The organism is Bradyrhizobium sp. BRP23 (assembly GCF_020194135.1).
GTDB classification, from domain to species: domain Bacteria; phylum Pseudomonadota; class Alphaproteobacteria; order Rhizobiales; family Xanthobacteraceae; genus Bradyrhizobium; species Bradyrhizobium yuanmingense.
Window position 1 is genome coordinate 413,931 of sequence record NZ_JADYVW010000006.1, and the last position, 12,403, is coordinate 426,333.

The 12,403-nt window shown below is 65.6% G+C and carries 11 protein-coding genes; 4 read left to right on the top strand and 7 right to left on the bottom strand.

The window, feature by feature from the left end:
• The first annotated feature begins 236 nt into the window (after positions 1-236).
• From I6F24_RS19445 to I6F24_RS19455, 3 genes are all read left to right on the top strand, one after another.
• On the top strand, positions 237-1,451 hold the full coding sequence (locus I6F24_RS19445) for an ABC transporter substrate-binding protein (protein WP_225149152.1): 1,215 nt from the start codon (positions 237-239) through the stop codon (positions 1,449-1,451).
• An 8-nt stretch (positions 1,452-1,459) separates the two neighbouring features.
• Positions 1,460-3,193, top strand: a complete 1,734-nt coding sequence (locus tag I6F24_RS19450; RefSeq protein WP_225149153.1) for an FAD-dependent oxidoreductase — start codon at positions 1,460-1,462, stop codon at positions 3,191-3,193.
• Positions 3,194-3,270: 77 nt separating this feature from the next.
• Positions 3,271-4,065: an IclR family transcriptional regulator gene (locus I6F24_RS19455; RefSeq protein WP_225149154.1), complete on the top strand. Its 795-nt coding sequence runs from the start codon at positions 3,271-3,273 to the stop codon at positions 4,063-4,065.
• A gap of 153 nt (positions 4,066-4,218) precedes the next feature.
• Here the strand turns inward: I6F24_RS19455 and I6F24_RS19460 are convergent, their stop codons facing one another.
• Genes I6F24_RS19460 through I6F24_RS19475 form a run of 4 tightly spaced genes read right to left on the bottom strand, consistent with a single transcriptional unit; the run spans position 4,219 to position 8,722 of the window.
• Positions 4,219-4,998 (bottom strand): SDR family oxidoreductase, encoded by a 780-nt coding sequence (locus tag I6F24_RS19460; RefSeq protein ID WP_225149155.1) that lies wholly within the window; start codon positions 4,996-4,998, stop codon positions 4,219-4,221.
• Between the two features lie 39 nt (positions 4,999-5,037).
• On the bottom strand, positions 5,038-5,781 hold the full coding sequence (locus tag I6F24_RS19465) for an aspartate/glutamate racemase family protein (RefSeq protein WP_225149156.1): 744 nt from the start codon (positions 5,779-5,781) through the stop codon (positions 5,038-5,040).
• Positions 5,782-5,790: 9 nt separating this feature from the next.
• Entirely contained in the window at positions 5,791-7,056 is a 1,266-nt protein-coding gene (locus I6F24_RS19470; RefSeq protein ID WP_225149157.1) for an FAD-binding oxidoreductase, read from the bottom strand.
• 4 nt (positions 7,057-7,060) lie between these two features.
• Positions 7,061-8,722: a thiamine pyrophosphate-binding protein gene (locus I6F24_RS19475; RefSeq protein WP_225149158.1), complete on the bottom strand. Its 1,662-nt coding sequence runs from the start codon at positions 8,720-8,722 to the stop codon at positions 7,061-7,063.
• A 213-nt stretch (positions 8,723-8,935) separates the two neighbouring features.
• Between I6F24_RS19475 and I6F24_RS19480 the strand changes: the two genes are divergently transcribed.
• On the top strand, positions 8,936-9,625 hold the full coding sequence (locus tag I6F24_RS19480) for an aspartate/glutamate racemase family protein (RefSeq protein ID WP_225149159.1): 690 nt from the start codon (positions 8,936-8,938) through the stop codon (positions 9,623-9,625).
• Between the two features lie 59 nt (positions 9,626-9,684).
• On the opposite strand, the gene I6F24_RS19485 is transcribed toward I6F24_RS19480, so the two are convergent.
• The 3 genes from I6F24_RS19485 to I6F24_RS19495 form a co-directional block, all read right to left on the bottom strand.
• Positions 9,685-10,470, bottom strand: coding sequence for an ABC transporter permease (locus I6F24_RS19485; protein WP_225149160.1), 786 nt, complete (start codon positions 10,468-10,470; stop codon positions 9,685-9,687).
• Positions 10,467-11,279, bottom strand: a complete 813-nt coding sequence (locus I6F24_RS19490) for an ABC transporter permease (protein ID WP_225156461.1) — start codon at positions 11,277-11,279, stop codon at positions 10,467-10,469. Before I6F24_RS19490 ends, I6F24_RS19485 begins: the two co-directional genes overlap by 4 nt.
• Positions 11,280-11,347: 68 nt before the next feature.
• Positions 11,348-12,394, bottom strand: coding sequence for an ABC transporter substrate-binding protein (locus tag I6F24_RS19495; RefSeq protein WP_036027380.1), 1,047 nt, complete (start codon positions 12,392-12,394; stop codon positions 11,348-11,350).
• Positions 12,395-12,403 lie beyond the last annotated feature (9 nt).

Below are 12,403 nucleotides of genomic sequence, written 5' to 3' on the forward strand. Positions count from 1 at the left end.
GAGGAGCCCTTGCGACGAAGCAATCCAGACCGCCTCCGCGGAAAGACTCTGGATTGCTTCGCTTCGCTCGCAATGACGGGTGTTGAGGCAGGAGCGCTCCTTAAGGGGCATCACCCGGCCATCGTGGAACCGGCCCGACAGCCGTTATTCGCCATTGACAAACTAATTCGCCATTATCTAATTTCCCTCCACAACGACCCTGCCGCACCAAGCGGCCAAAAAGAGAGGAAACGATAATGAGAGGGCTTCTGGCCTGCGCCGTGCTCGCGGCCATGACTTCGGCTGCCATGACCACAGGTGCCAGCGCGCAAGTGTCCGACGACGCGGTGCGGATCGGCGTGCTGACGGACCTGTCGAGCTGGGGCCGCGACAACTCTGGGCCGGGCTCGGTCGAGGCCGCAAAGATGGCCGTGGAGGAATTCGGGCCGACCGTGCTCGGCAAGCCGATCGAGATCATCAGCGCCGACCACCAGATGAAGACGGACGTCGGCGTTCAGATCGTCCGCGGCTGGTTCGACAACGGCAAGGTCGACGCCGTCGTCGACATCCCCAATTCCGGCATCGCGATCGCCGTGCACAACATGGTGCGCGAGCGCGGCAAAGTCGCCCTGCTCTCCGGCCCCGGCGCGAGCTCGCTGACCGACGAGCTGTGCAGCCCGAACACCGTACATTTCACCTACGACACCTATGCGCTCTCGAAGGTGACGGCTTCCGCCGTGATCAAGGAAGGCGGCAAGTCCTGGTACTTCATCACCGCGGATTATGCCTTCGGCCATCAACTCGAGAAGGACGCCACGCGCTTCGTCAACGAGATGGGCGGCAAGGTGCTCGGCGGCGTCAGGCATCCGACCAACACCGCCGACTTCTCCTCCTTCGCGCTGCAGGCGCAGAGTTCGAAATCCGACGTGGTCGCCTTCGCCAACGCCGGCCAGGACACCGACAACGCCATCAAGCAGTCCGGCGAGTTCGGCCTGGTCCAGGGTGGACAGAAGCTGGTCGGCCTGTTGATGTTCGACACCGACGTGCACGCGATCGGCCTGAAGGCCGCGCAGGGCACCTACATGACCACGGCGTCCTACTGGGCCATGGACGAGGCCACGCGCGCCTGGTCGAAGAAGTTCTACGAGCGCACCAAGGTGATGCCGACCATGATTCAGACCGGCGTCTACGGCGCGGTGCTGCACTATCTCAAGGCGATCAAGGCGGCCGGCACCGACGATTCCGCCAAGGCGATGGCGAAGATGCGCGAGCTGCCGATCGAGGATATCTTCGTCCATGGCGGCAAGTTGCGCGAGGACGGCCGCGTCATCCGCGACATGTATCTCGCCAAGGTGAAGTCGCCCGAGCAGTCCAAGGAGCCGTGGGATTATCTGGACATCGTCAAGACCGTGAAGGGCGATGACGCCTTCCGCCCGGTCTCCGAATCCAAGTGTCCGCTCCTGAAGAAGTGAGGCCCGATATGGCTGGCAACGAGCATGGCACCATGGAGACGTACGAGTGCGACGTGCTCGTGGCCGGATCGGGTTGCTCCGGCATGTCGGCCGCGATCACCGCGCGTTATCGCGGGCTCGACGTACTGATCGTCGAGAAGGAGCCGCGCTTCGGCGGCACCACGGCCCGCTCCGGCGGCTGGCTCTGGATCCCCGGCACGTCGCTGGCTAAGGCGTATGGCATCGAGGAGACGCCGGAACAGGCCCGCACGTATTTGCGGCATGAGGCCGGCAACAATTACGACGCAGCACGCGTCGATGCCTTCCTCAGCGCCGGTCCTGAAGCGGTCGATTTCTTCACCACCAAGACGGCGCTGCGCTTCGACATGCCGCTGGTGTTTCCCGATTATCACGCGGAAGCGCCCGGCGGTGCCCAGGGCGGCCGCTCCATGGTGACGCGCCCGTTCGACGGCCGCGAGCTCGGCATTCTCATCAAATCGCTCGGCATGCCGCTGCCCGAGCTCACCGTGTTCGGCATGATGTTGGGAAGCGGCAAGGAGATCATCCACTTCATGCGGGTGACGAAGTCGCTGACCTCGGCGGTCTATGTCGCGAAGCGCCTGACGCGGCATTTCATGGACGTGCTGCGCTATGGCCGCGGCATGACGCTCACCAACGGCAATGCGCTCGCAGGCCGCCTCGCAAAGTCAGCGCTCGACCTGAAGATTCCGATGTGGCTGTCCTCGCCGGTGCGCGAGCTGACGGTCGAGAACGGCGCCGTGACCGGCGCCATCGTCTCGCGCGAGGGACGCGAGGTGCGCGTTCGTGCACGACAGGGCGTTGTGCTCGCCTGCGGCGGCTTTCCGCATGACGTCGGGCGGCGCAGGAAGATGTTCCCGCATGCGCCGACCGGCGTTGAGCATTATTCGCCCGGGCCTACGGGCAATACCGGCGACGGCTTGCGCCTTGCAGAAGGCGCCGGCGGCCGCATCGAGGACCGCCTGCCGAACGCGGCGGCCTGGGTGCCGGTATCGCTGACCACGCGCAAGGACGGCTCCAAGGGAGTGATGCCGCACTTCATCGATCGCGCCAAGCCCGGCGTGATCGCGGTGATGCGCGACGGCAGGCGTTTCGCCAATGAGGGCAATTCCTATCACGACTTCGTCCAGGCCATGATCAAGGCCGCCAAGCCCGGCGAGGAGATCGCCGCATTTCTCGTCTGCGATCACAAGACGCTGCGGAAATACGGCCTCGGCTGCGTGCCGCCGTTTCCGATGCCGCTGGGTCATCATTTGAAGACCGGCTATCTCATGCGCGGCGACACGTTGGAAGCGCTGGCGGCGAAAGCCGGGATCGATTCCAAGGCGTTCGCCGAGACGGTCAGGCAGTTCAATGAGACGGCGCCGCTGGGACGCGACGCCGCTTTCGGCAAGGGCTCGAAGGCCTATAACCGCTACCAGGGCGATGCGTTGCACGGCCCCAACCCCTGCGTCGCACCGATCGAGAACGGCCCGTTCTACGCCATCAAGATGGTGATCGGCGATCTCGGCACCTATGCCGGCATCGTCACCGACGCGAACGCACGGGCGCTCGATGCCGAAGGACGGGTGATTCCCGGTCTCTATGCCGCCGGCAACGACATGGCGAGCATCATGGGCGGCAATTATCCGGGCGCCGGCATCACGCTTGGGCCGGCGCTGATCTTCGGCTACATTGCCGGCAGACATCTTGCCGACAGCGCCGCCAAGCGCGACGCGGCGTAGAGCATGATCCGGAAAAGTGTGCAGCGGTTTTCCGAAGAGACCATGCTCAAACAACGACCGAGGCGCATCGGAGGCGCATGAAGAGAGAGAGCCGCGGCATCCAGTCGATCGAGGTCGGCGGCGAATTGCTTCGCGCGCTCGCGCGGAGCAGCGAGCCGATGATGCTGCGCGATCTCGCCCGCGAGGCCGGCATGACGCCGGCCAAGGCGCATCCTTATCTCGCCAGCTTCTCCCGCATCGGCCTGATCGAGCAGGACGAGACCACCGGCCGCTACGAGATCGGCGCGCTGGCGCTGGAGCTCGGCCTGATCAGCCTGCGCCGCCTCTCGGGCGTGCGCATCGCGCGGCCCAAGATCGCGGGCCTTGCGAGCCAGATCGGCCACGCCGTCTCGCTCGCGGTCTGGGGCACGCACGGCCCGACCGTGGTGCAGCTCGAAGAGCCGGCCCAGCCGGTGCACATCGTGATGCGCGTCGGCTCGGTGATGGCGCTGCTGGAGACCGCGACCGGCCGCGCCTTCGCGGCGTTCCTGCCGGAGCAGACGATCAGCGCGGCACTCGACAGCGGCCTCGACCGCCATGGCGTCGGCTACAACCCGAAGCGCGCCGTTAAGGGGGCGAAGGTCGCCGAGATGCTGACCGAGGTGCGCAAGCACGGCCTCGCCCGCGCGCTCGGCGATCCCCTGCCCGGCGTCAACGCGTTCGCCGCCCCGGTGTTCGATCATTCCGGCCACGTCGCGCTGGTCATCACCGCGATGGGCCCGGAAGGCACTTTTGACGCCCGCTGGGACAGCCCGATCGCGCATGCGCTGCGCGACTGCGCCGGGGGCATCTCGAAGCGGCTGGGTTACGGGTTGACGGTCGCGGCGGAGTAAGAGGCAGACTGCCTGCCTCACGACGACTGTCATTCCCCGCGAAGGCGGGGAATCCAGTACGCCGCGGCCCATCGATTCAATCACGACCGCCTCGGAATACTGGATCGCCCGGTCAAGCCGGGCGATGACAGCGAGAGTGGGGCGACAACGCCCCTACTTCTCCTTCACCGGCACCGTGTAGTTCAGAACCAGCCGGCCGCCATCCGGATAGATCGTCTGCCCGGTGATGTAGGACGCATCGTCGCTGGCAAGGAACGCCACGACGGAGGCCACCTCGCTCGGCTCGCCGCCGCGGCCGGCCGGCGTGCGTGACATCACCGTCTTGCGGGCGTCGGCCGAGGTGTAGATCGACGACTTCACCATGTCCGTCAGGATCGTGCCGGGTCCGACTGCGACGACGCGGATGTTGTGCGGAGCGAGCGCGACGGCGGCAACCGAGGTCAGCTGCTTCATGCCGCCCTTCGACATCGCGTAGGTCGCAAGCGAAGGGATCGCCAGCAGCGCGTTCACCGAGGACATGTTGACGATGACCCCGCCGCCGCCTTGCGCGATCATTTGCCTTGCCGCCGCCTGCACGCCGAAGAACGCGCCCTTCAGATTGATGCCGATGATCTCGTCGAACTCATCCTCGGTGATGTCGAGAATGTCGCGATTGCGGGCGACGCCGGCATTGTTGACCATGATGTCGAGCCGGCCGAACTCCTTCACCGCGGTCGCGACCAGCTGATCCACGTCCGCGCGCTTGGCGACATTGCCGACGACAGTGCGTAGCGCATCCGGCCGCCCGAGCTCGGCGGTCGTCGCCGCCAAACCCTCGGCATCGACGTCGGAGATGACGACCTTGACGCCGTCGTCCAAAAATCTCTTCGCGCAGGCCTTGCCGATGCCGCGCGCCGCGCCGGTGATGGCGGCGACCTTGCCGGATAGTTTCATGGGTTCACTCCTGGATGTGTGACGATCTCACGGACGCATTCACGCAAAGACGCGCGGGCGCAGCCCGGCATGAAACCAGGTGATCATGGAATAGATGTCATAGACGGGCAATCCGACTTCGGCCTGAAGCGCGGCGGCATAAGGCGGCATGTTGGTGCATTCGAACACGATGGCGCCGACATCGGGATGCTTTGCGACGAGCTCCTTGCCGGCCTCGACCACGTCGCGCTCGGCTTGCGCGATGTCCATGTCGTCCTTCTCGGCCTTGATCAGGACACGGAAGAACTCCTTGCCGTTCTCGGTGCCGACCAGCGGCGTGTCGAGCGGCACGCCGGCACCTTCGAGATGGGCCGGCGTCAAGGTCGAGCCGGACACCGTGACGAGGCCGACGCGCTTGCCCGGCGGCAGGGTCGCTTGCACCCACGGCACCTGCATCAGCGATGACGTCGCGACGGGAACGCCGACGGCGGCCGCGATCTCCTTCTGGAACAGCGAGAGGAAGCCGCAATTGGTGGTGATGGCCTCCGCCCCCAGCCGCACCAGATCCTTGGCCGCATCGATGAAATCGGGCAAGAGGCCGGCCGCGCCCTTCAGCACGACCTTTTCGGGCGAGGCGCCGCTCACCACGCGATAGAGCACCGGGAATGGCCAGGTCATGCCGTTGCCCATGTCGCCGGGAATGCGGGGAAAGCGCGCTTCCAGCATCAGGATGCCGAGCGGCGCGCCGTAGATGGCCTTGCCGCCACGGGCGATGCGGGAGGGCGAGCTGACTGAGTTGGTCATGGTGCGCTCTCAGAGGAAACGATCGGGCGCAAACGGCGCGAGCGGAATCTCCGGCGCCTTGCCGCTCACGAGCTGGGCGACCAGACGGCCGGTGCGGGCCGAGCCGACCAGGCCGACATGGCCGTGGCCGAACGCATAGACGATATCACGGGAGGCGCGCGCATAGCCGATGCAGGGCCGTCCGTCCGGCATGCTCGGGCGATGGCCGAACCAGGTCTTGACGCGCGAGGCCGGAATGTCCTTCGGCAGTTTCGGGAACATGCTGACGAGGTGGTTGCGCAGAATCTCGGCGCGCTTCCAGTTCGGCGCGGCCTCGAGGCCCGCGATCTCGACGGTCCCGGCGGCGCGCAGGCCCTTGTTGGTCCAGTTCACCACCAGCTTGGCGTCGGAGGCCATCATCGAGCTGCGCGGGCCTGCTTCCGGATTCTCGATCACGACATGATAGCCGCGCTCGGTCTCGAGCGGGAGGGGATCGCCGACCGACGCGGTGAGCTGCTTCGAGCGGGCACCGGCCGCGACCACCGCGGCGTCACAGGCGATCTCGCCGGTCTCGGTGACGACAGCGACGAGCTTGCCGCCCTTGAGCTTCAGCCCGGTCGCCTTGGCGCGTACGTGCTTCGCGCCGCTCGCAATCGCATGATTGGCAAGGGCTGCAACATAAGCGCCGGGATCGCGGCAGCGCCCGGCTTCCTCCACCACGACACCGAAGGTGTAGCGCGGATCCAGATCCGGCTCACGCTGGCGCATTTCGTCGGCATTGAGCTCCAGCCATTCGACGCCAACCTTCCTGCGCAGGCGCCAGCCGAGATCATTGTCGAAATTGCCGCGCGATGTGAACACGTGCATCACGCCGTTGCGCTCGATCAGCTCGGGGACGCCGGCTTCTTCCGCGAGCTTTTTGTGCAGCAGCGGCGCGTCCTTCAGGAGATCGCGCAGCGCGAACGCCGTGGTCTCGACCCGCGCCGCGGTCCAGCCCGAGAGCAGATACTTGATCAGCCAGGGCAGCGCCTTCGGCAAGTAAGACCAGCGGATCGCGAGCGGGCCGAGCGGGTCCAGGAGATAGCCCGGCACCTTCTTCCAGACACCCGGCTCCGCCGGTGGAATCACCGAATGCGACGACAGCCAGCCGGCATTGCCGTAGCTCGCCGCCTGTTCGCCGCCGGGCTCGCCCGGATCGATCAGCGTGACGCGATGGCCCTCGCGCAGCGCCTCGATGGCGCTGATCACGCCGACCGCGCCGGCTCCGATGATGGCGACGTGGCGGCCGTCCGGCATCGCCCTAAGCCTTCACTGCGGGCGTAAAATCCTTGCCGACCGAGATCGCCCTGGGATCGATGATGCAATGGAGGATCGACGGCTTGCCCGAGGCGAGCGCGCGCTCGAAAGCCGGTGCGAACTCTTCGGTGCGCTCGACGCGCTCGCCATGGCCGCCGAACGCCTTCGCATACATCGCGAAATCCGGGTTCTTGAGCTGGGTGCCGACGACGCGGCCGGGATAGTCGCGCTCCTGGTGCATGCGGATGGTGCCGTATTGCGAATTGTCGATGATGATGACGACCAGGGGCGCGTCGTACTGCACGGCGGTGGCGAATTCCTGGCCGTTCATCAGGAAGCAGCCGTCGCCCGCAAACGCGACCACGACACGATCCGGGTATTGCCGCTTGGCCAGCACACCCGCCGGCACGCCATAGCCCATCGAGCCCGAGGTCGGCGCGAGCTGGGCGGCAAAGCTGTGGAAGCGGTGATGGCGATGGATCCAGCCGGCGTAGTTGCCGGCGCCGTTGCAGACGATCGCGTCCTTCGGCAGGCGGTCGCGCAGCCAGGTCATCACCTCGCCGTACTGGAACCTGCCCGGCAGCTCGCGCGCCTTCCCGGTCCAGGCCAGATAATCGGCATGCGCCTTGGCGGCCTCGCCCTTCCACGCCACCGCAACTGACGGCTTCAGCGTCTCGACCGCGGCGGCGAAGGCTGCCGGCGTCGCCTGGATCGCCAGATCAGGCTGATAGACGCGGCCGAGCTCTTCGGAGCCCGGATGCACATGGATCAGCTTCTGCTTCGGATTGGGAATGTCGAGCAGCGTATAGGACGAGGACGGCATCTCCGACATGCGGCCGCCGATGAGCAGGAGGACGTCGGCATTGTCGATGCGCGCCTTCAGACCCGGGCTCGGCCCGATGCCGAGGTCGCCTGCATAATGCGAATGATCGGCATCGATCAGCGAGGCCCGGCGGAACGAGGTCGCGACCGGCAGGTCGAACCGCTCGGCGAACCGCGCGATGCTCTTGGTCGCCTCGTCGGTCCAGCGCGAGCCGCCGAGAATGACGAGTGGCGCCTTCGCGCCGGCCAGCATGGCGCCAAGCTTCTCGATATCGGCAGGCGCCGGCCAGCTCACGGCGGGTTCGATGCGCATGGCATCGGCAACGGCCGCGGTCTCGGTCAGCATGTTCTCCGGCAGCGCGATCACCACGGGACCGGGGCGGCCCTGCATGGCGACGCGGAAGGCACGCGCGACCAGCTCCGGAATGCGGTCGGGGCGATCGATCTCGACCGCCCATTTCGCCATCGAGCCGAACACCGCCTTGTAGTCGAGCTCCTGGAACGCCTCGCGCTCGCGCATGCCGGTGTCGACCTGGCCGACGAACAGGATCATCGGGGTCGAATCCTGCATCGCGATGTGGACGCCGTGGCTGGCATTGGTGGCACCGGGGCCGCGGGTGACGAAGCAGACGCCCGGCCGCCCCGTGAGCTTGCCATAGGCCTCCGCCATCATCGCCGCACCGCCTTCGGCGCGGCAGATCACGACGTCGATCGGGCTGTCATGCAACGCATCGAGCGCCGCCAGATAGCTCTCGCCCGGCACGCAGGTGACGCGCTCGACGCCCTGGGCGACGAGCTGATCGATGAGGATCTGGCCCCCGGTACGGGTGTTGCGAATGGTCATGTCGGCTCCCTCAAGACTTCGGCGATACGCACGTGTTCGGGAACTGGCCTAAGACAGGCCGAGAGCGTGCGCAAGGTCGAAAGGCTTCTCGCAGCCTGCGCAGGCGTCATGCCCGTCCCTGCCGTTTGCACTACAGGCCCTGCCGCGGCCATGATGGCGAGCTTCGGCATCTTCGTCTACGATCCCTCTGAATCACTGTTCGGGAGCACCGGAATGCAAACCATTGGCCTGATCGGAGGCATGAGCTGGGAGAGCACCGCGCTTTACTACAAGCTCATCAACGAGCGGGTCCGCGACCGCATCGGCAAGCTGCATTCGGCCCCGCTTCTGATGTATTCCTACGATTTCGAGGAGATCAAGCAGATGCAATATGCCGGCCGCTGGCAGGAGGCGGCGGCGAGCCTGGCGGAGGTCGCGCGGCTGCTCGAAAGCGCCGGCGCGCGGGCGATCGTGCTGTGCACCAACACGATGCATAAATTGGCGCCCGAGATCATATCCAGCGTGAGCGTTCCGTTCATCCACATCGGCGATGCGACGGCCGAGCGGATTCGGGGCAAGGGATATCGGCGCGTCGGGTTGCTCGGCACCAAGTTCACGATGGAGGAAGACTTCTACATCGACCGATTGCGCGCGCACGGTCTCGACGTCATGGTCCCTCCCGCGGACGAGCGCGCCGAGGTGAACCGCATCATCTACGACGAGCTGTGCCTCGGCAACGTCGCCGCGCCCTCGCGCCGCCGCTACCAGGAGGTGATGGCGGCGCTCGTCGCCGGCGGCGCCGAGTGCATCATCCTCGGCTGCACCGAGATCACCATGCTGGTCGGCCCTAATGACACGTCGGTCGAGACATTCGACACCACGGCCATTCACGCCGAGACGGCCGCCGATTTCGCGATCGGGTGATTTGATCTCCTCAGCTTCAGCCCGTCCGGGATCGGGGTCCCTGGGGACGTGGGCTGTCCTCACCCGCTCCGCTTCTGTCGCGCGCTCGCCAGCAGCACCAGCATGAATGAGGCCGCCGTCATCAAGGTCGATATCGCGGCGATGGTCGGATCGATCTCGTCGCGCAGCGCGGTGAACATGCGCTTGGTCAACGGCTGATACTGGCCACCGGAAATGAACAGCGCGACGATGGTCTCGTCCATCGCCGAGATGAAGGCGAAGATTCCGCCCGCAACCACGCTGGACTTGATCTGCGGCAGCGTCACCGCGAAGAAGCTGCGCAGGCGGTTCATGCCGAGGCTGCGCGCCACCATCTCCTGCGCGGGATCGAAACTCTGCAGGCCCGCGAGCACCGAGATGACGACATAGGGCAGGCCCAGCATCACGTTCGCCAGCACGAGGCCGGGTATGGTCGCGACCAGACCGACTTTGGCATAGACGAAGAAGATGCCGACGGCGGTGATGATGATCGGCACCACCAGCGGCAACAGCAGCGCCAAGTGGATCAGCCTCATGATGCGCAGCTTCGACTGGCTGATGGCATAGGCAGCGGCCACCCCGAACGGGATCGCGATCACGACGGTGAGGAGGGCGACCGTCAGCGTCACCCGCGTCGCCTGCATCCAGGCGGGATTTGAGAAATATTGCTGGTACCAGCGCAGCGAAAAGGACGGTGGCGGAAAGGTGAGAAAGCGCGCGCTGGAGAACGAGATCGGCGCGATAATCAGAACGGGGAGGATCAGATAGACCAGCACCAGCGCGCTGACCACGTAGAGGGCGATCCGTGCGGGCGAGGCGCGCATCATTTCTGCCCCAACACGCGGTCGAGCGAGATGGAGCGGCTGACGACGAAGAAGATCACGAGCACACTGATGAGCAGCACCACCGCGACCGCGCTCGCCGCCCCGAACTGGTTGTAGAGCTCGACATTGCGGCTCACCAGCATCGACACCATCACGGTGCGGCCGCCGCCGAGTAGCTCCGGCGTGATGTAGAAGCCGAGACAGAGCACGAACACCATGGTGCAGCCGGCGAGCACGCCCGGCAGCGACAGCGGCAGGAACACGCGCATGAAGGTGAGCGACGGGCTCGCGCCCAGGCTGGCGCCGGCCTGCATGAGATCGTTGGGAATCTTCTGCATGGTGGCGTAGAGCGGCAACACCATGAAGGGCAGCAGGATGTGCACGGTCGCAACCACCGTGCCAAAGGTGTTGTGGACCAGCGCGAGCGGCTCGGAGGTCACATCGAGATAGCGCAGGAACTGGTTGATCACGCCGGTGCGCTGCAGCAGCGCCAGCCAGGCATAGGCGCGGACCAGCACGCTGGTCCAGAACGGCAGCACGACCAGCGAGAGGATGAGGATGCTCCACCCTTTCGGCACCGAATTGGCAAGGTAGGCCACGGGATAGCCGAGCAGCAGCGCGATTGCCGTGACCGCGAGGCTGATCTCGAAGGTCAGCGCAAAGCTGCGCCAGTAGACGTCTTCGGTGAAGACGCGGCGATAATTCTCCAGCGTGAAGCCGTCATGGTAGATCGACTGCCAGGCCAGCCAGCCCACCGGCAGCACGATCAGAGCCAGGATCACCAGCAGCGCCGGCGAGACCAGTGCCAGCATCAGGCCGTGCTCACGGCGCTGATGTTTTTGGGAGGGATCTGGCATTGAAGTCGTCAACGTTGCCTCGCTCACTTCTGCATGAAGGACGCCCAGCGCTTCTCGGCGGCTTCGCCCGCCGGCGAGGACCACCAGGCGTAGGACATCAGCGCCTGCTTGGCCGCATTGGCCGGCTCGCTCGGCAATTGCGCGGCGCGCTCGGGCTTGATCACGCTGGTCTCGAACGCCTTCGGGTTGCCCGGACCATAGTCGATGTGCAGTGGCAGATTGGCCTGGTGCACGGGATCGACGGCCTCGTTGAGGAATTTTATCGCGGTGGCGAGATTCGGCGCGCCCTTGAGGATGCAGAGCGAGGTACTCTGCAGGATGCCCTGGTTGTAGGTGAAGGCGACCTTCGCGCCTTCCTTGGCGACGGCACTGACGCGGCCATTCCAGGCCATCTCCATGTCGACCTCGCCGTCATTGAGCAACTGCGCCGACTGCGCGCCCGAGGTCCACCACACCGTGATGTGCGGTTTGATCTCTTCCAGCTTCTTGAAGGCGCGGTCGACGTCGAGCGGATAAAGCTTGTCCGGTGCGACGCCGTCGGCCATCAGCGCCGCCTCCAACGTTGCAAACGGATGGTTGCGCAGCGCGCGGCGGCCGGGGAATTTCTTCACGTCCCAGAAATCGGCCCAGCTGTTCGGCGCGTCCTTCGGGAATTTCTTCTGGCTGTAGGCAAGTACGCTCGAATAGAACTCGTAGGACACTGAATAGGGGCTGCGATAGGCCTCCGGCATCGCCGCGCCGTTTGGAATCTTCGAGAAGTCGAGCTTCTCCATCAGCCCCTGTTCGCCGCCGCGCAGGCAGTTACCGGTCGGGGTGTCGACGACGTCCCAGATCGGCTTGCCGCTGCCGACCTGCGTCTTGATCGCGGGCCAGGCATCGGGAATGGAGTCCTGGTTGATGGTGATGCCGAGCTTCTTGGCGGAGGGATCGAGGATCGCCACCGTCTGCGCCTGCTGATAGGCGCCGCCCTGCGAGACGAAGGTGATCTGCTCGGCGGCATCAGCCGCGCTGGTCAGTCCGATTGCGCCCAGCAGCGCGCAGCCCAATCCAAATTTCTGCTTCATCGTCATCCTCACCTC